Origin of the sequence: Nostoc favosum CHAB5714, assembly GCF_020829495.1 — a bacterium.
GTDB lineage: Bacteria > Cyanobacteriota > Cyanobacteriia > Cyanobacteriales > Nostocaceae > Nostoc > Nostoc favosum.
In genome coordinates, this window is the sequence record NZ_JAIVFQ010000038.1 from 17317 (window position 1) to 41193 (window position 23877).

A 23877-nucleotide genomic window follows, 5' to 3' on the forward strand; every position below is an offset into this window, starting at 1 on the left:
AATATTTCTATAAATAACGCAAAGGCTGATAGTATAACCTTTCTTGCCTCCGCTTTTTTGCACTAGTTACGTCGGTTATAGAACAATTAGCTCAGAGTAATTTGAAAAGCCCTGTCTTTCAAAAGCTGGGGAGTCTTACAAATAAGGGACTTCCAAATAAAAAAATATCCCACTGTTCACAGTCAACAGTCAACAGTCAACAACTTCAAGCGGTTGTTTTTATTTCTTGGAGTTCCCTAATTGCATTGTTTTGACCGATTTTGGTCATTTCTTACTTCACTGCTTTAGGTAGATGGCTTCCAACAAGCAGGTTGATTCATCTGCTTATTGATATTACCTACGTCAAAGCCATGAGTTTCGCTCAACATTCTTCTCTAGAAAAAAAAGAAAATCAGCCTGCTAGCACCAGACTGTTCTCTTTGAGAATATGAAAAAATGCAAATATTGCTTGACTCCACCATCCATCTATAGGTAGATTTATTATCTAGCCTGCTAGCACCAGACTGTTCTCTTTAACAGTGGAAAAAATGTCTTCGTAAGTGGGAAAAATTTCAAATACTGAATCTAGTTGAGTAAGTTCCAAAATTAACCGTACAGGAGCTTGCACGTTGCAGAGAACCAAGCGGCAACCACTCTGACGTGCAGCTTTCAACCCTTTTACTAAGGGGACTAACCCAGAACTGTCCATGAAATTGACTTCTGCTAGGTCGATAACCCAGAGTTGATGAGCTTGGGGCACGACTCTAGCCATCTGTTCACTCAAAGTCTTACCGCCTTCCAAATCTATGCTTGCTTGAGGTTTAAACAAAATAACTTGAAGTTCTTGTGTGAGAATCATGAATTTAACAGGGTAGTTGGAACACTTGAAAAAAAATTGAAAAAAGACATCAATACCTTTTCTCTTTCAACAGTAAAATTACTGTTTTACCCTGATATTGGGGTAAGTGCAGTCGTGCAGTTGAGAGGGATTATTTCAGTATTCATGCCGTATAATTTGTGATAACTTTCATCAATATAGGCATAAACGCCTAACAATTTCGGTATCAACCGTATCTTTTACAAGATTTTCATCATTTAACGGGATATTTATAAATTTTTTATAAATATTTTAATTTGTTTGTAATAAATTATGAACTTGTGGTATCAACCTCTAAAAATGGATAGTTAATAGTAAAAAATTAATAGTTACCATAGGCTATAACTTATGGATTATTCAGAATTAAAGTAATCACTTAATGGCTCTATGTACCGGTTTAATTGACACCCCGTGCATGAACAAGCAAAGATATAATAAAAGTAAAAATTTGTAAAGACGGCGGTGCGGGATGTCTTTAGAGCTGATTTCACTAGAAAATATCCAGGAAGTCGCCCACACTTACGGGTATTGGGCAATTTTTTTGGGAATTTTGCTAGAAAATTTAGGCATTCCCCTTCCTGGCGAAACCGTGACCTTAGTAGGCGGGTTTCTAGCTGGCAGCGATGAACTGAATTTCTGGCTGGTTCTCGGTGATGCAATTATGGGTGCTGTAATTGGCGGCACTTGTGGCTATTGGGTTGGTAGGGTTAGCGGCTGGCCTTTTTTGGTAAAAGTTGGTAGCATATTTCGGATTTCTGAAGTGCGGCTGCTGACTATCAAAGAACAATTTAGTCAAAATTCTGCTAAAGCAGTATTTTTTGGACGTTTTCTGGCATTGCTGCGAGTTTTTGCTGCACCACTAGCTGGTATAGCCGAAATGCCCTTTGGAAAATTCTTTTTATACAACTTTTTAGGAGCAGTTGCTTGGGCTAGCTTGATGGTGACATTAGCTTTTTTTGCAGGCAAAATTGTTTCTTTAGAGCAATTGGTTGCTTGGGTGGGTCAATTTGCGATCGCAGCGTTACTGATCTTGGCTGCCTTAATTATTGTGCCTCTGTGGCTAGAGTCTCGCCAGGTTAAGGAAGTCAGTGGTGAGGAGTGAGGAGTGAGGAGTTAAAAGTAAAGTAAAAAGTTATTTTTTACTTTTTGTATTTTGCATTTTTAACTCCTAACTCTGCCAATTTTGGATTTTAGATTTCTCCTTCAATCCAAAATCCAAGTTGCGCTGGAAGCGCACTAAAGGTGCGGCCCAAAATCTAAAATTGAATGACTGCTAACTTTTAATTTTCTGCGACCAAATGCGAGTCGGTAGTCCCCAAACGTAAATAAAGCCTTCAGCAGCTTTGTGATCAAATTGATCTTCGGCTCCGTAGGTTGCCAAATCGGGAGTATAGAGAGAATTATCACTCGAACGCCCAACTATCGTAGAGTTGCCCTTGAACAACTTCACTCGCACAGTTCCAGAAACTCGCTCTTGTGTCTTTTGAATAAAGGCATCCAGGGCAACTTTGAGTGGACTGTACCACAAACCGTTGTAAACGATTTGGCTGTAAGTCTCTTCAATCCCACGCTTGTAATGGGTGACATCTGCCGTCAAAGTCAAGCTTTCTAAATCTCTATGTGCCTGAATTAGCACTAACATCGCAGGTGATTCGTAGATTTCCCGCGATTTGATGCCCACCAGACGGTTTTCGATCATGTCGATCCGCCCGATACCGTGATTTCCTACCACCTGATTGAGTTCTTCAATTAGTTCAACTGGCTTTTTAGCTATACCGTTGAGGGTTATCGGAATACCACAGTGGAAGCCAATTTCGATGTACTCTGGCTCGTTGGGAGTGTCCGCGATCGCTTTGGTCATTTCATAAATTTCTTCTGGTGGCTCAAATGACGGATCTTCGAGTAAACCAGCTTCAATGCTACGACCAAGCAAATTCTTGTCAATGCTGTAGGGAGAGGATTTTTTGACTGGTGAGGGGATACCAAACTTTTCACCATAAGCGATCGTTTCCTCACGACTCATGCCCCATTCTCTGGCTGGTGCGAGGATCTTTAAGTTGGGGTTTAAGGCGGTTACAGAGACATCAAAGCGAACCTGATCGTTACCTTTGCCGGTGCAACCGTGAGCGATCGCATCAGCACCATATTTTTCGGCTGTTTCTACTAATACCTTGGCAATCAGTGGACGAGCAAGGGCAGTTCCGAGAGGATAACGATTTTCATAAAGGGCGTTGGCTTGAATCGCTCCAAAGGCGTAATCTTTAACGAAGCTGTCTTTGACATCCGCCACGAGGGATTCACTTGCACCCGATTTCAGAGCTTTTTCTCGGATTGGCTCTAATTCATCTCCCTGGCCTAAATCTGCTGCTAGGGTAATCACCTCTTCCACACCCCACTCCTGTTTGAGGTAAGGGATGCAAACAGAGGTATCCACTCCACCAGAATATGCCAGGACAACCTTTTTGGCGCGACCCATTAATTTCTCCAGTTAGGAAAACAAACAATGAGTCATTATTATATCTAAACTAATCCATGTATATTTTATTCATGCAACAACCTATAGGCAGATTGTCAGCAAACTCAGACAGCAGAATCTGTATAACCTAATTTGTGGTTAACTCTCATCTGAGTTTGCCGATAGAGCTATATAGCCCTCCCTACTTAATTTGGTTTAAGCTTTTGTGCTTGATGAGCTAGCAGATGCTGTCTTTTTCGCCAAGAACAAACTCAACCCGAATACAGACAATCCAAGCATTAAACTTGGCTCTGGAACACTGGTATAAGTGACGGTTTGAACACCCGCAGCAGTGGAATCATTCAGATCAATAAAATTATCACGGTAGACATTAAAACTGCTAGGTGTAAAATTCAAGCCCAACCCTGCTTGGTTAAAAATTGTTCCCGAAAAGTCGGTTAAAACCGATGCTAAAGGATCATCAGCTTCAGTGTATGACTGGCCACCATAGCTAGCAGAAATCTTTAAACCTTCTGCGATCGTTACTTCTTGATCGTCTGCTGCTGCTTGGTCGAATGAAAAAGTGCCTGTGAGAGTTTTATCGTCGTTAGAAAAATTATAAGTTACGGCTGCTGCTTGAGCAGGGATAGTCTCGCTTAACGAAAAAATCAAAGCAGTTCCTACCGTTGCAGCTGCTAACTTCTTGAAGATGGAGTCAGTCATTTTTTCCCCTTGATAATAGAACAGGTGCAATAATACCGCAATAGTTTTTTGAGACAGAGACGTGTGTTACCACGTCTCTGCAACAGAAAGCTTTTCAGTTATAGGACTTACGCACGGGTAACGGAAAACGTAGACGCTGCATCGGCTTGCCGCAGGCTACCACAGAGAAGCCAGTGCGCCCTTGCGGTTAAGAGACTTGAAGCAACTGGCGCGGCGCAGAGGTCACGGAGGAATGAGAGTTTGAGAGGGTTTTTGCGTAAGTCCTAAGTTAGTGTCTTAGTGAAGCGGTGTATTCAATTTACGGACTTGCGATCGCAGTTTTCATGGCTTGGAAGATATGATTTTGGTCAACCACGCCCCGAACACCAGGCACAGTATAAGTTCCAGAGCTATCTGTAATCTGGAAGCCTTGTCCTAGCGATCGGGTCAGAGTTGATGCGTAAGCACCCTGGTAGTAAACAGGTACAACCCGGCGGCTATGGCTACCCCAGAGATATTTGTAATTTGGATCAGACCCCCAGAAGTGACCAGCATCAGTAGGATTGTGCTTGACAAAGGTGATGTCTTTGGCGTTATATTTTAAGCCTTTAGCGTGATTTGCGTCAGGATTGGGAGTCAATTTAGAGGCAAAGTCATTATTTAGAGTTAGATAGTGGTCATGGTCAGCAGTAACCAGTAACAGGTTCTTGCTCCAACCACCATGATTATCTACCCAAGTAATGACCTGCTGGACTGCCTTATCAAAATCATTCATGGTACCAATCAGGTTATCCATGTTGTTGTCATGAGCAGCCCAGTCGATATCGCCTCCCTCAACCATCAGCCAGAAGCCATCTTTGTCTTTACCTAAAACGGTTAAAGCTGCTTTGGTTAAATCAGCCAAAGTTGGATTTTCGTTAATCTCTTTAGCGATAAAGCTGGCATCGGTTTCACCAGGGGCCAGAGGACGAACAGTATCGGGTGCAGGAGCATTAGGAGCGATGGGATTACCAGCTGCATCAATGACAGGAACACAATCCCCAGCAGTACCAGTAATTATCTGACCTGATGGACAGGTATCCGGCGTTCCAGCCTTGACAACAGAGGTATAGAGAGAGAAGTTGTCCAAACCTGTCAAACTATAGTCTCCCTTAGAAGAACTAACAGGAATGTTGCCATTCTGTCCACGCGCACCATACAGACCAAATAATTTGCCTCCCTTGTTGGGGTCGATTTTAGCAGCCGTTTTTAGCAGTGTCTTAGCTGCATTAGGGCCACGTTCCAAAAAGGTATAGCCGTAACGATTGGACGTAGGATTATTCTTTAGATGCTGGTAAGTGTCTTCTGTAATGTACGTATACTTAAAGACGCCCTCTGCTGTACTTGTACTTTCTCTATTTTCAAAATCTTTGGGATGACCGCCACCCAACAAAATATTGGGCTGAAAGTTGAGCAATGTCTGTTGCAAAATGCTGTCTTGGTTGGTCTTGCTGGGGTCGTAAACACTGTCGTACTTACTACGACGATTTACGAAAGAAGCCGCAGCACCAGGCGTTGCATGGCTAACAGGTACGGAAGTGACCAAGCCTGTAGACTTACCTTTTTCTTTGGCAATTTCTAGGATGGTTTTCAACTTCTTCTCGTAAATGTCTACCCCCATCGCGTTGTTAAAGCTCTTTACTCCTGTATACAGAGTTGTAGCTGTGTTAGCAGAGTCGGGATAACTGTACTTGATGTAATCTTTGTCATAAGTACCAGAGTTAGCAGGGGTCAAAGGAACCCAAGGAACAGGGCCGCCCTTACTGATGTCATAACCCGCCAGATTACCATCCTCTAGGCTATTGCCATCAGCTCGATTGCCAGGGTTAAAAGGAGTAGGCTGGAATGAGAAGTTGGGACGAAGAGGACTTGCAGCAGTCACTGTATTAGACCCATCCAGAGCAGAGTTACCTGTTAGATGGGGCTGGTCTGTTGGATTAGCTGGTGTATTTCCTTGAATAGTTGTGCCGTAAGTAGTCACCAATCCATATCCAGTTAGCTTTTGGAAGCTCAGACCTGAGCCTTTACCACTTGTGTAAAAAGGAGCGCCTTTGGCAACGGCTGCGGCCCGTGCCATATTCCAACCCATACCATCGCCAATCATGATAATTACGTTAATTCCATTACCAGCGGCCATAGTGGGCTGAAAAACAGAATTACCAACTACCAGTAGAACGGTACAAAGCAAGCCAGCCATAGTAAGGGCTAGAAATCGCTTGTACTTTTGCAAAAATGAAATCATTGCAGTGTGCCTTAAAGTTAATTGAGCAAGTGTTAAGGCGTGTTTTCAAAGTCTTAGATCCCCCCCAACCCCCCTTAAAAAGGGGGGCAAAAAGTCTCTTAAAGTCCCCCAATTTATCGGGGGATTTATTATGGGGCAAAATGAGTAGTTTGAAAACACGCCCTAGCCGTTAATACTGATAAAAATTTGGTTCTAGATGACTAGCACCAAAATCTGAGTATGTAGCAGTCACATCTGGCACAGTTGAGGCTGTGGCTTGACTTTGCTCAAAAGCGGTTGCTGGCTGTTGATTTGATGTTCCCAAGAACAACAAAGCTGTCATAACCAGACCAGATATAAACCAAGCCAAAGCACGTTTGTACTGTTTCAGTAATGAAATCATTTTGGATTTTTGAATGAAAGTCATCATCAGGAAACCTCTTAGTAAATAACCGAGTTGCAATCAGCGTAGGCGTAGCCCGTCGTAGACATCGCTATGCTTTGATAATTGTGAAAAATGCCAATAAGCATTATGTTTAAATGCTCTTTAAAAAATAAATATAGGCAGGTTGAATTAGCACAAATATTTTGGTATCTCTACTAATAATTAGTAAAATTATCTATTTAGCTAGGTTCCAAGTTTGAATGCGTTTTACTTGCAGATAACATGAAAACTAAGTCTTGGTTAAATAAAGGATGAATTGGCAACGGTAAAGCTTTTCTACAGCTAGTTAGCTGCAAAGTTATTTCAGCAATATTAAAAGTTTTTTGTATATGGCTTTCCAACTTATTGAGTAAGCGATCGCGTTCCTGGATAGTTATACATTCAACTGTCAAATTGGCAGAAAGCATTACCTTATCTAAGCTAATTGTCCAGATGTGGAGTTTTTCTACTTGAATAACACCAGGAAAAGATTTGAGAGATATTTCCACTTCAACTGGGTCTATTGATTCCGGTGCATACTCCAAAAAAATCTTTAAACTTTCTTGCACTAAAGGTAAAGCACTCAAACCCGTAAAAGTTGCAACGAGTAAACTGATAGCAACATCTGCCCACCACCAATCCCAAAGATGAACTGCTAAAGCAGCTATAATTACGCCAACAGAACTAACAGTATCGGCGATGACATGAAGCAAAGCTCCCCGCAAGTTTAAGTCGTCGTGAGTGTGGGGATGAAGCAAAGTAATATTGAGCAGATTGACGATTAAACCTAATACCGCAATTGCTAACATTGGTATGCCTAAAATTGCTGCTGGATGTTGCCAGCGTTGAATAGCTTCCAATATGATAAAAGTAGCGATCGCCAGCAAACCTAATCCATTAAACAAAGCTGCTAAAACTTCGATGCGCTGATGTCCAAATGTTGCTTTTTTATTAGCTGGTTGCTGTGCCAAAAAACTAGCAAGTAGCGATATCGCCAAGGCTGTAATATCCGATAAAATGTGTCCTGCATCCGCCTGTAAAGATAAACTTTGACTCCATAAACCCACACTCCACTCAGCAACGAAAAAAACCGCAAGTAAACCTACTGTTATCCACAAAACTTTTGCTTTCTGGGAATTATTAACTACTTTTACAGAATCATCTGCACATCCACACCACTGAAGTGAAACCATTACTCAAAAACCTTTTTACAGTACAGTATTAGCTTCAAAAATTATCACCCACCGTATTTGTGGCGAGGATTTTCTTAATTCGGAATGTATATCCTTAAATATTGTCTTTGAACAGGCTACAGTTAAAAAAAATTTTCCATGCCTTTTTATAAAATTACTCACCAATTTCTTCTGAAAATATGTTTTTGTAGATTAATAAATATACGAATACTAGAAAAAAATATCTCTCTATTAAAAAGTTATACTACCTAATTTAAGAAATGGTAATGCTTTTGTTAAAATCAGAAATTAAAGTAGATTGACACTTACAATTTCCAGCAATCATCCTGTTAATAATTTGTTACTAATTACACATTAGTTTATTGGTAATAAAAACTCGCTATCGACCTCCCATTCTGCCTGAGAGGATGATAATCATTATCTTTTGATATCCTACTGATATAGGTGATAAACACTTTTCTGATGCGCGATATTTCTAGATAAATATATATTGAGAATAATAATCTTTTTTACTGATTTCTCTAACTTTTGAATAAAATTTTAAAAATTATCAGCTTCAGATTTGCATATTCACTTACTACTAATACGGTTCGATGAATCATTTCCATCTGATTTAATGACAACTTGACAGTAACAAAAATGTTGTTAATGACAAATATCTAAAGTCAGAGGTTTGAAACTTTTTGATGCCGAGTGGATGAGTTAAATTTTTACTTTACACAAAATTTATATATACGTGACAAGCTTAAAGATTTTATAAAAATAATCTTTTGTTTGAAATTTCTTAACCTCTACAGAGCGCTTAAAAGCTTATTTAAGTGAAATTACAGGATTATCCATTTTTTAACTTTGGAGTATTTTTTGATGAAATTAGCTAAAAATCTTGGCATTGCTACTATTGCAGCTACCATCTCTGTTGCTGCTATTGGGGCTAATCCAACGCAAGCTGCTTTAGTCAATTACGGTTTCACTGTGAATGCCACATCTGGCGATAATCCCGGTCAGTATTTCGGCTCTTTTCAATACGATGACTCGACCTTAACCAATACAGGTCTTGAGACATTAGGAGTTGAGAATGGATTAGCAGTTACATTCAACTACTTAGGTACTAACTATACAGAGGTAGATGATGCTGATTTCAACAGTTTTCCTATAGCCAGCTTCAATAATGGCGAAGTTCTGGGACTAAGCTATTTTGTTGCAGACCAGTTTGCGATCGGAAGTGAGCCAAACACTCCAGATGTAGGAGGAAACAAATTTTTTGTGATTGACCAATCAGTAAACACAACACAGGTGGGTACTGTAAGCTACGCTAAAGTACCAGAACCGTTAGCTGTTGGTGGTACGGCTATTGCTGGTGTTATGGGATTGTGGATGCAACGTAAGAAGAGAGCAACAAAAGTTGTGGGTTAACTGTAGACAATAAGTAAATCACCTTATCCTTGCCCGTGTTTAGGTTAAGGATTAAGGTGATTTAAATAATTCGTAATTCGTAATACTTCGGCTTACCTCGGCTTCGCTACCTCGACTTCGCTCGGCACAAGTCGGCACAAGTCGCTCAGTACAAGTTCGTAATGGGCTTCGCCCCGCAACGCTTTCGTAAATTTTGTTTTGTAATGGGGATTTAACCCAATACGCTTGGGTTAAGGCTTTACTCTTTGTCAAAGTGAATTTTTTTAACGAACCGCAAAGAACGCAAAGGACACGTTCGCGCAGCGTCTCGAAGAGAAGGAAGAAAAGGAAGAGAAGAAAGAGAAGAAAAAATGCTTAACTGAACTGTATTGGGATTTAACCCCAACACAAAACAAAATTTTTATTGAACCGGGGGACTTAAACCCACGGAACTGGTTAAAACTATTTAAGATACTGTAGTGACAAAGGAGCGATCGCTAAATAAATCTGTTCCTATCGTCTTTAAAGACCACCAACAACGCCACCATCATTACGGGTAATTACTACCACTGATGAACGTGGGCGACCTGATGGGCCATACCCTTGACTGTTAGGCCAGTTGCTGGCAATCGTGGGATTCGAGGTAGTTCCGCGATCGCCAGGGTGCTGGATGTTGATAAACATCGCTTTGCCATCGGGTGTGCTGGTAATACCAGTTACCTCACAATCCGTAGGGCTGGTTAAGAAGCGCCTAACTTGTTTAGTGTTGGGGTCAGCACACGACATGGTGTTGCTACCGATGTTTACCAAATCACCGATACCATCGCCTGAGTGGTCGGTCTGAATCCAGAGGCGACCGAAGTCGTCAAACCACAGACCATCTGGTGAACTTAAGTCGTCACCTTTAATGTTGCCCTGAAGATTTGGTTCGGGTCTAGTTTTGTCCCCAGCTTCAAAGAAGATATCCCATTTGAAGGTAGTTGTTGTAACTTTACGTCCATCCTCGCGCCAGCGAATGATGTGACCGTAACGGTTGTCAGGACGTGGGTTGGGAGCATTCACGGGAGGACGCGCACCGCCTGCTGCTGTTGTGCCGTCTGGCTGGTTGGAGGAAACTGGAGTTGTGCCCCGACGATTATTGTTGGTCAATGTGCAGTAAACTTCAATCTCTTTATATCCACCGATGCGAGGACGCACAGCTACCCACTCTGGGCGATCCATCATGGTTGCGCCGACGCGATCGCCAGCTTGTCTTGTCTTGACAAGCACCTCAGCTTGACTTCTAAAACCATTTTCTGGTGTCAAACCACGCTGACCGTAGACCAAAGGAATCCACTCACCAGTACCGTTGTCATTGAATTTGGCAACGTACAGAACACCGTTGTCGAGCAAATCGCAGTTAGCAGAACGATTTCCGGGATTGAAAGGTTGGGCACAAACGAACTTGTAGATATACTCGTTGCGCTCGTCGTCACCCTGATAGAAAGCAACACGGTTATTGTCGTCAACAACAACCTGAGCGCTCTCATGCTTGAACCGACCAAGAGCAGTGCGCTTGACTGGTTTGCTTTGCGGATCGTAGGGATCAATCTCAACCACCCAGCCGAATAAATGGGGTTCAAGTGGGTTGGTGCTGGCATCGAAGCGTGGATCAACTTCGGGCCAGCGATAGCTAGATGCTGTTGAAATGCCGTACCGATTCTGTCCTGCCAGGATATCAGACTTTTCGATGCCCGCAACTGCAACTACATCTCCTGTAGGATTAGCAAAGTAGCCGTTCCAATTTTCCTCACAGGTCAAGTAAGTTCCCCAAGGTGTGTAACCGTTGGCACAGTTGTTGAGTGTACCATAAGCGGTGTAGCCGTCGTTCAGTGTGCCAGTGTCAACAGAGCCAGTTGGCGTAATGTTAAACTTCTTCGACTTCAATAGCGCATCGCCAGCCGCAGGCCCCGAAACTCTGATTTCGGTGTTGCCGGTAATGCGGCGACCATAAGACGAATTACGATTGAAACTCCACTCATTGCCGTTTTTGGAAATTTCCACAACAGACACGCCATGAGCAGCCTGAGACTTCCGTACCTTGGCAATTGTGACTACATCCAGACCATCGGGATGCAAAATTGATTCCTGGGTGTACTCATGGTTGACGCACAGCAGACCGATATTGATGGGCTGGTTTAAAAAGCCTCTTAGCGATCTTGTTTGTGAACTTACTGTCCGACCAACAACATTCCCTGGCTGTAAAGGGAAGTAGTACATACCGTCATTGTGCATACCAAACTGCTTTTCTTGAGCAGCCGCATCTTGGGAGGCATCTGGTAGCCAAGTTGGGCCACCACGCGCGATCGGATCTCCCCAAGCAATCAGTACTTTGGCTGTATAACCTTCAGGAACACTGACAAGATCCTTTTCCAGCAGCCCTGTAGCTGGGTTGAGTAGATTCGGTGGGATGCTCTTAAAGCCTATGCCAGCAAATCCCGTTCCCTTGGGAATCGGAGCTGCATCAACACTTTGGAGAAAGCCACCGATAGAAACATCGCCCAGAACAGTTAGCACCGACGTACCCACAGCCGTCATGATAAACCGCCGCCGACTTAGACTAACGCGGTCAATCACATCACGAATTGACTCGTTAGCGGATGGGTTGAGGGTCAAATTGTTTTTAGGGTGAAAGCGTCCTTTCATTCTTTGTTCTCCATTTAAGGCTTACGAGGTTGTTATTCAGTTCATCTCTCAATAAGATGAGTAATTTTGTAAAGGAAAACTTTAAATATTTACATAAATTACTTCGATATTTATTGAAAATTGACACTTTTTTAACAGCCAATAAATAGCAGTGAATAACAAATTAAGACTAGCTGATACTGCTTAGGCAAAGAAACATTATCAAGCTTTTATTAATTTAAATATCACTGATTAACATCAGGTTATATATTGATTAATTTGAATTTATCAACTGTTATTATTTACGAGAAAATAAGCTTTAAAAGCACAAATACCTGTAACTGTAAAAACAACATACAGCAGAATTCAGAATTCAGAATACAGAATTCAGGAGTAAAACACGCTTTATACCTGGATAACAGACTTAGCTTGTGTACCTCACCAACTTGAAATCTGCTGTAATATTGAACAGACATACAAAAATACATATTTTCCGATTTGAAATATGGTAAACTTATATACCTATTTTTTAAGACCCAGCAAATATTGCATCATCAGTAGATTGACCATTTCCGTAACTAGAATCAGATAAGGAACAGTGTCAGCGTCGCATCTGTCCTATCCTGGAGATGGATAAATAGTGTTGTGGGTGAGACTGTGTTTTTCAGCGTTGTGATACCGACTTATAATCGCCAACCGATTTTAGAAAAGTGCCTCCGCGCCTTGGAGGTGCAGGAGTTGAGTAAGTCAAGTTCGGTTACTGATTACGAAATTGTCTTAGTGGATGATGGTTCTACTGATGGCACATTAGAGTGGTTAGCAGGACACAAAGAAGAGTTTCCCCATGTGCGCTGGTTTCAGCAAGATCATGCTGGCCCAGCTGCGGCGCGGAATCTGGGTGTAAAACAGGCACTGGGAGACACAATTATCTTTATTGATAGTGATTTAGTAGTGCTGAAGAATTTCCTGCAAGCTCATGCGGAGGCGCTAGTGCAGGGAAAGGAGAAATTGGAAAGCGATCGCTTTTTCACTTACGGTGCAGTTATTAATACTTGTAATTTCGATAATCCAACTTCTGAACCCTACAAAGTAACAGATTTTTCAGCAGCTTTTTTTGCTACCGGCAATGTAGCAATTCCCAAACATTGGCTAGAGAAAGCCGGACTTTTTGATACCAGCTTTCAACTCTATGGCTGGGAAGATTTAGAACTAGGTGTACGGCTCAAAAAACTAGGTTTGACACTAACTAAATGTCCCGAAGCCGTTGGCTATCACTGGCATCCAGCATTTAAATTAGAGCAAATTCCCCGATTAATTGACCAAGAAATTCAACGCGGACGTATGGGTGTTTTATTTTATCAAAAACATCCTACATGGGAAGTGCGAATGATGATTCAAATGACTTGGCTGCATCGTTTACTTTGGGGCATTCTTTCACTCAATGGTACGCTAAATGAACGAACGATGGCTCCATTGTTGCAATGGCTAATTAACTTAGGTAAACCACAATTAGCTTTAGAAATTGCCCGAATTTTCCTCAACTGGTATAACGTGAAGGGTGTTTATCAAGCTTATGCTGAAATGCAGCAAATATCTTGATTAAAAATTGAGGTGCAAGCAGGGTGCGATTTTAATTTGGCTTCAAATCAGGGATGTGTCCAAGTAATTGTACAACCTTGGCTACCTAAAAACAGTTTTCCTTGTAACAGCAATATTTCAACTACTTCATCAAAATGTAAGTGCAGGGTTTGATTGCAACTTTTAATAATTAGTATAATAAGCTACGGTTATCTTGATTGAATCCAGAGCCTGAAAATATTAGGCATAGGGCATTTGCTAAATTTTCTCCCTAAATCTGGAAAATAATCCGAAATACTTTGATTTGCATTTGAATCTTAATGTATTATCTTGTTGCAGCATACATAAGTGAGATGCGCTTCATATGCCAAAGTACAGCGTTAGCGAAGTTTTAGAGATTATCAAAAATCTCACACCCTCAGAAAAGTTGGAATTGCAACAGTCTTTACCTAGCGTTTTAGACCCTATATCTACTGCTGCGAAAGCTGCAAAATCCCATTCGCAGAATATTGCAGGGATCAACATTGGTGATGGAAACTCTGATATTGGATTTAATCAGCTTCAGGCAGATCAAGGAAGCAGCGTCAATCAAAACAGAACTGAAGCTAAAGTTGAGAATGCTGATGTGCAATCAGCCTTAAAGTTACTCTTAACATTAAAAGAAGATATTGTAGCAAGTAATTCCCTCAACTCGATAGAAAAGAAAACTTTAGAAGTGCCGATAAAGACAATCGAAGAGGAATTGAAAAAGCCCAAGCCAGATAAGAACTTAGTAGAACAATCAATTGAAGCATTGAAAAAAGGTTTAACAGGCGTGGCAGAACTAGCTGACCCAGTGTTGAAATTAGCTCCTCTAGTTGCTAAGGTCTGGGCGGGGATATGAGCCAAGAATTTCCTAATAGCCAGGATGAAGTTAGGCAAAATATTAGTAATATTTCGATAGGTGACAGTAACGTTGTTACCTTTAACCAAACTCAAATTCTACAAATCTCTATTGAGGAGATTAAAACCCGTCAATTTCGAGAAAATTCACCCTACAAAGGCTTAAAGAAGTTTGAGCCGGAAGATAAAGATATCTTTTTTGGGCGCGATCAATTTCTTACGGGTTTGGTAAATGAACTAGAACAGACTAACCTAATTTTGTTATTAGGAGCCAGTGGTAGTGGTAAATCATCAGTTGTGCGTGCAGGGCTGATTCCTTGGCTAGTACAAAAAAAGGGGTCACAGTTAGTACACTTTATGTTTACTCCAGATGCTGACCCGTTTGAATCTTTTTATGCCAGCTTACTTAGTAAATATAGGCAATCTGAAGCCCAAATTGCCCGTGAAGCAAAAGTTGATACTCTAACTCAGGTGGTGACGAGGTTAAAACAGTCTGAGTCTTATTGGTTCATCTTAATTGACCAGTTTGAGGAATTATTCACTACCACTCAACCACAAAAGTGTGCTCAGTTTATTGCTAGCTTGGTGAATTGGAGTAAAACCAAGCAGCCAAACGTGAAAATTATCGCAACAATGCGGGCTGATTTTCTTGATAGGTTAAGCCCTTATTCCCAACTAGTAAAAGCTACACAGAAACATCGTCCATTGATTGCAGAAATGCAAGCTGATGAGTTGCGATTGGCAATTGAACAACCTGCGGCACATCATGGTGTCGTGTTTGAAACTGGCTTAGTAGGGGAAATTATTAAGGATATCCAGGGACAAGCAGGTTATTTACCGTTATTACAATACACTTTGAATTTACTTTGGGAAACAGAAATAAATAGTAGCAGTATCCAAGATCGGACATTAAATACCAGCACTTACCGTCAGTTAGGTGGTGTTAGAGGAGCGCTGCAACAACGGGTAGATTCCATTTATGGAGCATTAACAAAACAAGAAAAGTTAGCTGCTCAGAGTATTTTTTTAAAACTGGTTGACATCGGTAAAGATTCTGAATCTGGTACTGAATGGAGACCAGTTCGCAGAAGGGCTTTGATGTTTGAGTTTAGTAATGAACTTGAGCGCATTGTACTGGTGAAGTTGATTAATGAGAATTTATTGGTGAGTAATAGCCAATCAATACCTCAAGAATCTACAGTGGAAATTACTCATGAAACGCTGCTGACTTCTTGGACTAATTTAAATATTTGGATTCAGGAAAATCGTCAGGCTATAGCTCTACGTAATAGGCTCAATGACGATGTTGCACATTGGCAAGTCAAGAAAGCAGACGATGAACTATGGGCTGGTTCCAAGTTGGAGCAGATTTTAGAACTGCGAAAGGATTCAACGTTTAATCAAATTTTGGGTGGGTTTAGTCCGACTGCGAATCAGTTTATTGATGCTAGTGTAGGGTTGCGCGATCGCCTGCAAAGACGGAGAATTGCAGTTGCGATCGCCTTCGCAATTGGTGGAATATTGTTTGGGTTGCAGCAATGGTATTTTGGACAGGAGCAACAGAGGTTTAAACAAACCAATGATGCTGTTTTTCTCGGCACAGATACGACAAAAATTCTCAATTCCTTACCCGATTTTCTCAAAGAAGCAGACAGTCTGAGAAATGAAGGAAATATAGAGCGATCGCTACCTTACTACCGCCAGGTAAGAGCAGCGACTGTCAAACTTCTCAGGAACTTCAAGGAAAATCCTCAAGAAAAATTAAAAATACAAAAATTATCAGATAAATCTGAGGAATCTCTAGCACAGGTAATTCAAGCAAAGCTATTTAAAAATCTTGAAAATGACTTAAAGAATGGTCATTATGATGATGCACTAAAAAAAACCTATGACATTTTAATGTCAGACAAAATGGGAGCAGGGGCTGACATAAACCAGAATTCTATCCTAGATAGTCAATACGAAGCAGATATTATCCCTTGTAAAACTTTAATTGACATAAGAGAACAGTGGCTGAAATATACTAAGAAAACTTGTGATTGGTATGGATTAGACCCCTATCAAGCTCCAAATTGTACAGTTCTAAATCAAGAAACTCTTACTACTTCAATATTTCAATTTCCCTACGATCATGCAATCCAAAGGATTAATTTATGCTATGAAAAATTCCAAATACCTGTTTTAAGTGAGTAGCTAAATCTAGTTGATTGTACTAATAAAATCACCACTATTTTTCATTATTTGTACACCTTAAACCAGTATGAGCAATACAAATCATTTAAATCTGCTAAAGCCTGCTACAGCAGCGTTACTGATTCCTTTGTACATTTTGACAACTTGTATCACAAGCTATGCTGAAATCCCTGAAACTGCGGTGATTAATTACGCATCCGATCCTGGAGTGAGACTGCTTCTAGGTGCTACAGACTCTGGCAAGGCTCTGGCAGGACAGCGAATGCAAAAGTATAAAGATGCTATAGGAATTCCTGCTTCTAAGAAATCCCTGTCACGGCTTAGTCTACGAAACCAAATAGATAGTCAAATTGGAGGATTAGTACAAGCTGGGCCTGCTTCTGTCACTTCTGCTTACACATTTCCTTGTAAGGTAAGTGGTTCTGTTTTATACGGGTGGCGGCAACGTAGCAGTTCATGTAGTGATAGATTATGGGTAGTACCAGTAGGATCTCAGTTGCATAGCTCCAAAGTTCCACCTTCAGGCTCTAAAAATACTTACAGTACGACAGCCTCTAAAAATCTCCTGCAAGCTCAAGCTTCTACCGATCTAGTTAGATATTACTGTAGTACAGTAGCCAACCCAAAAATGGGTCAGTGGATGACCTCAACAGGTTCACTTTCACCGGAAGCTGCTTGCCAGGAAGCAACCCAAAAATGTGAAGCAAGTACAGGCGGCAAATGTTTAGTGGCAAGCTTGGGTGAGTGGAATGTCAACGATCCCGATTTAGTGGTATCGATGCAGTGTGCTAGTAATAAAACTACTGAAATTTCGGCACTTACTCGCAAAGGCAATGGCTCGGTGATAGACAAATTGCTGTCAGAAATAGAGCAGATGTCTCTATTTGTTAACGCGATTAACTGCGTACCTAGTATTTACCACCCTAACGAGCTGATTGTTTCACCAATGAAGGATGAACTTACTTTAATCCAAACCAATAATGTTAATGGCAATTTAGAAATTAATGTTTTGGTTGGAACTGTTAATATCGTATCGGTTAAAAGACCCACTGGATTCAAGGTACCAAAAGGGTTCAGTTATCGCTTAAGCGAGGGTAATCTTACTAGGATAGACTGCGATAATATACTCCAATCACAGCCTGTTCAGGAGTTCTTAAACACTGCTAACTGGCCCCAAGAGGCCGCAGAGCAACTGCAAGGTTACCGTTCGGGTTTCTGTAAGTCTCCTGACCGACCTACACGACCTACACGTACTGGTCCTGTTATTATAATTAGTCCTGGAGGTGGAGGTGGAGGTGGAGGTAGACAAACTACACCTAGCGCTAATGAGTAATAACAAGTTCTAGTTCTAGATGAGAGCTTTAGCGGAATTTAGTATACTATGTCAAAATCGCCCCACCCATTAACCGCTCATACCGATACTTCAACTCTTCTTTCATCAAATACCAACGCTCTAAGGTTGCATCCATCTCTATAATTTTCTCTGCTGCTTGCCGCGCTAAAAGTAAAACTTCCTCATCCTCAACCAAACTTGCTAATGTAAAATCTGGCACTCCAGATTGACGAGTTCCCAGTACTTGCCCTGGGCCACGAAAACGCATATCCATCTCTGAGATGAAAAAACCATCCTGAGATTGTTCCAACACCTTCAACCGTTGTTGAGCATCAGGATTTCTGGAACTGCTCATCAACAGACAATAAGACTGAGCCGCACCACGACCGACACGCCCCCGCAGTTGGTGGAGTTGCGATAAACCAAATCGCTCCGCATTTTCAATGAGCATGACTGTAGCGTTAGGTACGTCTACACCAACCTCAACAACAGTAGTAGAAACCAAAATTTGTGTTTGGTTATCACGAAATTTGGTAATCGCTTCATCCTTCTCGGCTGAATTCATGCGACCATGTAGTAGCCCCACTTGAAAATCGGGAAAAACGCTTTCTTGTAGCTTTTGATGCTCCTCCACAGCCGATCGCAAATCCAGTTTTTCTGATTCTTCCACCAAGGGCAAAACCACATAAACTTGTCTACCTTGGGCAATTTCTCGCCGGATGAGGTCGTAAGCATGGTTGCGTTGCTGACCCGATAGCACTGTTGTCTGAATCTTTTGTCGCCCTGGCGGTAACTCATCAATCTGGCTCACATCCAAATCCCCGTGTATTGTTAGTGCCAACGTTCGAGGAATCGGGGTAGCTGTCATAGTTAACACATGGGGTTGTTCACCTTTTTGCTGCAAACGCGCCCGTTGTTCTACCCCAAAGCGGTGCTGTTCATCAATCACCACTAACCCCAGCTGATGGAAGTTTACGGGGTCTTGAATCAATGCATGGGTTCCTACTAACAGAGGTAATTCACCAGTTCCTAACTGAGAATGTATTTGTCTTCGTTTAGCAGCTTTAGTAGAACCTGTCAGTAATTCCACTGGTAAATGCAAGAGGTTAAACCAGCTAACTAACTTGCGATAATGTTGTTCTGCTAAAACTTCTGTGGGAGCCATCAGCGCTGCTTGGTAGCCAGATTGAATTGCTGCGAGGATAGCTAGCACGGCGACGACTGTTTTACCAGAACCGACATCGCCTTGCACCAAACGATTCATTGGTACAGGTTTTTGCAAATCGTTGAGGATATCGTTGAGGACTCGTTGCTGTGCTACTGTGAGTTGAAAAGGCAGTATTTCGTGGAATTTCTCTACAAGTTGACCTCTTGGGACAAGGATGGCGCTGGTTTGAATCGCTCTTGCTTGCTGCTGACGTTGCAGTAACCCAAGTTGTAGGTAGAAAAATTCATCAAAAACCAGGCGACGACGGGCAACTTGCAGAGCGGCGCTATCACTGGGAAAATGAATGTTAGCGATCGCATCTTTCAATTCCATCAAACCATACTTCTGTCGCAAACCACTTGGCAAAGGGTCTTTCAAGTTAGCAGCAGCAGGTAAAGCAGCAATTACCGCCTGTCGCACTGTATTCGCCACCACCCCTTCTGTCAATCCATAAATTGGCACTACCCGCCCAATATTCAGCGACTCAATCGAATCTCCTGGATTTGCCAAAACCTCTAGTTCTGGATTATCCAGTGTCAAGCCATATTTACTTTCTTTTACCAACCCACACGCCGCCAAAATACTACCTACTGGATAACGGCGTTTTAAACTTTCTTGCCAAGCGCGACTGCTAAAGCGCGTACCTGCGTAAAAACGACCAATTTTGATTTGACCACTGTTATCTTTGACTACCAGTTCTAAAATTGATAATTTCTGATTTTTAGGGCTAGTAAAGCAGTTGCAACGTTTCACTGTAGCCACTATTGTCACCGTCTCACCCGCCTGTAACTCGCGGATATTCACCTGACGTGCATAATCAATGTGGTCACGGGGATAGTAGAAAAGCAAGTCGCGGACGGTGTGTAAACCAAGCCGTGCCAAATTATCAGCTTTTTTGAAGCCTATTTCTGGTAAATCGCTGAGTTTTTGCTCAATATTCGGTGCAAGCCTCCGACTCACCTCAGTGATAATTTGAGATTTTGGACTTCGGCTACGCTCAGTCAAACGATTTTGGATTTTGGATTGATAAATTCTCCCCTGCTCCCCTGCTCCCCTGCTCCCCTGCTTCCCCTGCTCCCCCTGCTCCCCCTGCTCCTCTTGCTGTAATTGGGAGAGATACCTACGAGTCTCTGCTACTAAATGTTGTCTTTCTTCCAGTGCTAGATGTGGATAACTAGCAAATTGCACCGCTAGTCCTTGCCAACGGCGGCGTTCAGTTTGGGGTAAGCCTGTTGGGAATTTGCCCAAAGTTAGGCTTAGAAATTCACTGAAACGGTATTCTCTGCCCACCAAGTCTGTAAAGCCGCGTTCGGCTTCTATTGCCAAGGCTTTGTGCAATCGTATCCAATCTGGTTTTTCATTAGTCATTGGTCAGCAGAGTTAGGAGTTAGGAGTTAGGAGTGAGGAGTTAGGAGTTAGGAATAAATAACTCATAACTCATAATTCATAACTCATAACTTTATTCAAACCAACTAGCACGCCATGCAGCTTCAGCTTCTGCGATCGCTCTTTCTCGATGTTTCTTTTGATACTCTCGTCCTAGCTTGTTTAGCTGAACTAAAATACTGCGGATTTGCCTGCGCTCAGATGAGAGTGTCACATCAGCAAATTCAATTTCTCCTAGCCGCAGGTTAATAGCCATAATTTGCGTCAGTCCAGAATCTTCTGACTGCTGCTCATTTTCAATTTCAATTACTAAGTTTAATAAGTTGGGTGGCCCTGGCATTACCTCACCAGACGCTTCTGATGCCGCCGCCGCAGCTGCGGCTAAAATCGGTTCTGGTAATTTTTTAGGTAATACCCCAGATTTTTGTATTAAAAGATTAGCATCATGCGAAAGTTTTTTCAGTATCTCTTGCGTCACCTCTTCTAAGTTCTGTTGCCATTTTACTAGTTCTATAGGATTAGAGGTGTCGGCGGTGAAAGACTGAGAATTAGAGGTATCTAGAAGTCCAGAAGATAAAGAGGATGTTACTCCCTCATCCCCCTCATCTCCCTTATCTACCCCAGCTTCCTCACTTTTAATACAAGCAAGCAATTTCTCCCCTGCCACTTGACCCAACTTGCGGATGGCTTGTTGCAATTGTTGACGCTGATTCAATGACAAATTCAGAAAGTTTTCAGGATACCCCTGAGTACAAAGGTGGTAACTCGCCAGAATCAACTGTTTTCGTACAGCTAGCCCCAAGGTGTTTAGATAACTAGCATAAGCGCTTTGTAGTTCTACTGCGATCGCCCGAATCGCTTCTTTTATTGCTGCAATATCTCGTTCAATTCGCTCGATTGCTCTTGCCATATCTTTTCGTTCTTGCCCATGTGAACTATTACATAGTACAAATGTACAAATTTATTTTAGGATAACTTTCCAGAGGATTTTAGATTTTAAATTAAATGCGTTATTTCGCGTCTCTACTAAGAAAATACAGGTCAGGCTATCTGCTTGACCTGTCCTTTAAGCAGTTATGAATTATGAAGCAACTTCCTATTAACTCCTAACTCCTGTACAGACGCGATTAATCGCGTCTCTACTCCTGTACAGACGCGATTAATCGCGTCTGTACTCCTAACTAATATTACTTAGTGCCCATTTGTGCAGCGACTTCATCAGCAAAGCTAATTTCTTGCTTTTCAATGCCTTCGCCCAGTATATAGCGGACAAAGCGGGTCACTTGAATCTCTTCGCCTAATTGCGCCTTCACTTGCTTCACCAAGTCTTCCACGGAAATACTTTGATCGCGAATGTAAGGCTGATCGAGCAAAGTCAATTCTTTCAGGCGTTTTTCAATTCGTCCCTGAACAATTTTTTCTTTGATGTTATCTGGCTTGTTCGCCAAATCATCCTTGCCCATTTCAATATCTTTTTCTTTTTGGGCAACTTCGGCGGGGATTTGGTCTACGCTCACATACTCGACATTTGGACAAGCCGCAACTTGCATTGCAGTGTTCCGTGCCAAGCTTTGGAACTCTTGATTGGTAGCCACTGACTCAGTTTGAGAACCCAGTTCTACCAATACACCAACTCGACCGCCAGTATGAATGTAGCTGTCTACTACACCTTGTGTGCCTTCTGCTAGTGCAAAATTGATAAAGCGACGCACTTGGATGTTTTCACCGAGCGTAGCAATAGTTTGCTTGATGAATTCTTCTACAGTTGCACTTTCATGTTCAATATAGTGTTGAGCCAACAAAGACTCAACACTATCAGCAGTCGCAGCTTGCTTTGCTAGGTTCTTAACTAAAGCTTTAAAAGCCTCGTTACGAGCAACAAAATCGGTTTGGCAGTTGACTTCTATGAGTACACCCACCCGACCACCGGGCTGAATGTAAGTGTCCACTAGACCTTCTGCCGCAACGCGATCGCTTTTTGCGCCCGCCTTAGAGATGCCCTTTTTCCGTAGCCAGTCTACGGCTTCTTCTATGTTGCCATTAGTCTCTATCAGCGCCTTTTTGCAGTCCATCATGCCGGCACCAGTTTTTTGGCGTAGCTCTTGGACGAGTTTTGCAGATATTTCCGCCATGTTGCCTCAATTCCTAACTTGACCTCGAGTTGTAATCGCTCACGGGTGTTGAGTATTTATATCTTACTCAGGGCTGGGGTAGAAAAAATAATGAAGTTATGAGGTATGAGTTTTTTCGTCTCTACCTTAGCCTACGATTTGCAGCAGGCTAGGGCGGCTTGCTGCTACTCTGCCAGCCACCGCCCTCCTTCGGACACTTACTTCACCCCTGTTTTACTTATTCGTCTGTTTCCTCGTCGGGAATTACGGTGTCAGTATATTCGGTTTCTTCGTAGTCTTCGTCATACTCACCGCCGTCGTAATCTTCGTAATCATCTTCAGCATCCAGCTGACCGTGACGACCTTCATAAATGGCATCCGCCAATTTTCCAACTATCAGCTTAATTGACCTGATAGCATCGTCGTTTGCTGGGATGGGGATATCTACTACATCTGGGTCACAGTTTGTATCCAGCATGGAGACAATCGGAATACTTAGCTTTTGGCATTCTTGAACTGCGTTATATTCCCGGCGTTGGTCTACAATCACCACGATATCGGGTACTTTCCGCATTGTTTTAATGCCGCCCAAGTATTTCTGAAGCTTCGTCATTTCCCGACGTAGCATTGATGCTTCTTTTTTCGGTAATAAATCTAGTGCGCCAGTTTCCTCACGGCGTTCTAAATCTTTCAGACGGTCTACCCGTGTTTTGATGGTTGCCCAGTTGGTCAACATTCCACCCAACCAGCGTTGGTTAATGTAGTGGGAACCACAACGGCTAGCTTCTTGAGCAATAATTCCAGCTGCTTGGCGTTTAGTGCCGACAAAAAGAAATTTCTTTCCTTGTTCAGCGTGCGATCGCATGTAGTTATAAGCATTATCCATCAACTGGGCAGTTTGCACCAAGTCGATAATATGCACACCATTGCGGGAAGTATAAATGTAAGGAGACATTTTTGGGTTCCAACGCCGGGTCTGATGCCCAAAGTGAACCCCTGACTCCATCATTTGAGCCAATGAAACTACTGGCATATATTTTCTAACTCCTATTCGGGTTAAACCTCCATCTAAGTGCATTTCCAACTGGAAACACCCGAATTCTCAGATGTGCGAGATTAGTTAACCATACTAGGTTAACACACGTTAACACCCTATGTTAACCCAGTAGAAGAGTTGTAGATTATGGGTGAAAAATTCAGATATAGCAAATTTTCAAACCGTCTTGCAAAAAACTACACAT

17 protein-coding genes are annotated in these 23877 nt (G+C 42.1%); 6 read left to right on the forward strand and 11 right to left on the reverse strand.

Translation table 11 applies throughout. The features are described from left to right. Window positions 1–484: 484 nt before the first annotated feature. A complete protein-coding gene (locus LC586_RS22040) occupies window positions 485–838 on the reverse strand; it encodes an STAS domain-containing protein (RefSeq protein WP_100899258.1) in 354 nt (117 codons plus the stop codon). Window positions 839–1325: 487 nt separating this feature from the next. On the opposite strand from LC586_RS22040, the gene LC586_RS22045 reads away from it, so the two are divergent. Continuing rightward, window positions 1326–1958, forward strand: a complete 633-nt coding sequence (locus LC586_RS22045) for a DedA family protein (protein WP_229486820.1) — start codon at window positions 1326–1328, stop codon at window positions 1956–1958. Between the two features lie 171 nt (window positions 1959–2129). Here LC586_RS22045 and LC586_RS22050 read toward each other — a convergent pair whose 3' ends face one another. The 5 genes from LC586_RS22050 to LC586_RS22070 all read right to left on the reverse strand — a co-directional run bounded on the left by LC586_RS22050 (window position 2130) and on the right by LC586_RS22070 (window position 7890). After that, entirely contained in the window at window positions 2130–3332 is a 1203-nt protein-coding gene (locus LC586_RS22050) for an argininosuccinate synthase (protein ID WP_229486821.1), read from the reverse strand. A gap of 195 nt (window positions 3333–3527) precedes the next feature. Next, window positions 3528–4034, reverse strand: a complete 507-nt coding sequence (locus LC586_RS22055) for a PEP-CTERM sorting domain-containing protein (protein WP_229486822.1) — start codon at window positions 4032–4034, stop codon at window positions 3528–3530. A gap of 298 nt (window positions 4035–4332) precedes the next feature. Next, window positions 4333–6294 carry an alkaline phosphatase gene (locus LC586_RS22060; RefSeq protein ID WP_229486823.1) on the reverse strand — a complete coding sequence of 654 codons (1962 nt, stop codon included), beginning with the start codon at window positions 6292–6294 and terminating at the stop codon, window positions 4333–4335. A gap of 169 nt (window positions 6295–6463) precedes the next feature. After that, a complete protein-coding gene (locus tag LC586_RS22065; protein WP_229486824.1) occupies window positions 6464–6676 on the reverse strand; it encodes a hypothetical protein in 213 nt (70 codons plus the stop codon). A gap of 221 nt (window positions 6677–6897) precedes the next feature. Then, window positions 6898–7890, reverse strand: coding sequence for a cation diffusion facilitator family transporter (locus LC586_RS22070; RefSeq protein WP_229486825.1), 993 nt, complete (start codon window positions 7888–7890; stop codon window positions 6898–6900). Window positions 7891–8754: 864 nt separating this feature from the next. On the opposite strand from LC586_RS22070, the gene LC586_RS22075 reads away from it, so the two are divergent. Then, window positions 8755–9303, forward strand: coding sequence for a PEP-CTERM sorting domain-containing protein (locus tag LC586_RS22075; RefSeq protein ID WP_229486826.1), 549 nt, complete (start codon window positions 8755–8757; stop codon window positions 9301–9303). A 501-nt stretch (window positions 9304–9804) separates the two neighbouring features. Here the strand turns inward: LC586_RS22075 and LC586_RS22080 are convergent. Beyond that, complete coding sequence (locus LC586_RS22080) at window positions 9805–11967, reverse strand: PhoX family protein (protein ID WP_229486827.1); 2163 nt, start codon at window positions 11965–11967, stop codon at window positions 9805–9807. A gap of 624 nt (window positions 11968–12591) precedes the next feature. On the opposite strand from LC586_RS22080, the gene LC586_RS22085 reads away from it, so the two are divergent. The 4 genes from LC586_RS22085 (at window position 12592) to LC586_RS22100 (ending at window position 17932) form a co-directional block, all read left to right on the forward strand. Continuing rightward, a complete protein-coding gene (locus LC586_RS22085) occupies window positions 12592–13545 on the forward strand; it encodes a glycosyltransferase family 2 protein (protein WP_229486828.1) in 954 nt (317 codons plus the stop codon). 343 nt (window positions 13546–13888) lie between these two features. Next, window positions 13889–14407 carry a hypothetical protein gene (locus tag LC586_RS22090; protein ID WP_229486829.1) on the forward strand — a complete coding sequence of 173 codons (519 nt, stop codon included), beginning with the start codon at window positions 13889–13891 and terminating at the stop codon, window positions 14405–14407. Then, window positions 14404–16599 (forward strand): ATP-binding protein, encoded by a 2196-nt coding sequence (locus tag LC586_RS22095; RefSeq protein ID WP_229486830.1) that lies wholly within the window; start codon window positions 14404–14406, stop codon window positions 16597–16599. Before LC586_RS22090 ends, LC586_RS22095 begins: the two co-directional genes overlap by 4 nt. Window positions 16600–16666: 67 nt before the next feature. Next, on the forward strand, window positions 16667–17932 hold the full coding sequence (locus LC586_RS22100; RefSeq protein ID WP_229486831.1) for a hypothetical protein: 1266 nt from the start codon (window positions 16667–16669) through the stop codon (window positions 17930–17932). Window positions 17933–17978: 46 nt separating this feature from the next. Here LC586_RS22100 and recG read toward each other — a convergent pair whose 3' ends face one another. From recG to rpsB, 4 genes are all read right to left on the reverse strand, one after another. Continuing rightward, on the reverse strand, window positions 17979–20507 hold the full coding sequence (gene recG, locus LC586_RS22105) for an ATP-dependent DNA helicase RecG (RefSeq protein WP_229486832.1): 2529 nt from the start codon (window positions 20505–20507) through the stop codon (window positions 17979–17981). A gap of 91 nt (window positions 20508–20598) precedes the next feature. Continuing rightward, window positions 20599–21435, reverse strand: coding sequence for a hypothetical protein (locus tag LC586_RS22110; protein WP_229486833.1), 837 nt, complete (start codon window positions 21433–21435; stop codon window positions 20599–20601). A 277-nt stretch (window positions 21436–21712) separates the two neighbouring features. After that, window positions 21713–22657 carry a translation elongation factor Ts gene (gene tsf, locus LC586_RS22115; RefSeq protein ID WP_229486834.1) on the reverse strand — a complete coding sequence of 315 codons (945 nt, stop codon included), beginning with the start codon at window positions 22655–22657 and terminating at the stop codon, window positions 21713–21715. Window positions 22658–22874: 217 nt separating this feature from the next. Next, window positions 22875–23669 carry a 30S ribosomal protein S2 gene (gene rpsB / locus LC586_RS22120; protein WP_229486835.1) on the reverse strand — a complete coding sequence of 265 codons (795 nt, stop codon included), beginning with the start codon at window positions 23667–23669 and terminating at the stop codon, window positions 22875–22877. Window positions 23670–23877 lie beyond the last annotated feature (208 nt).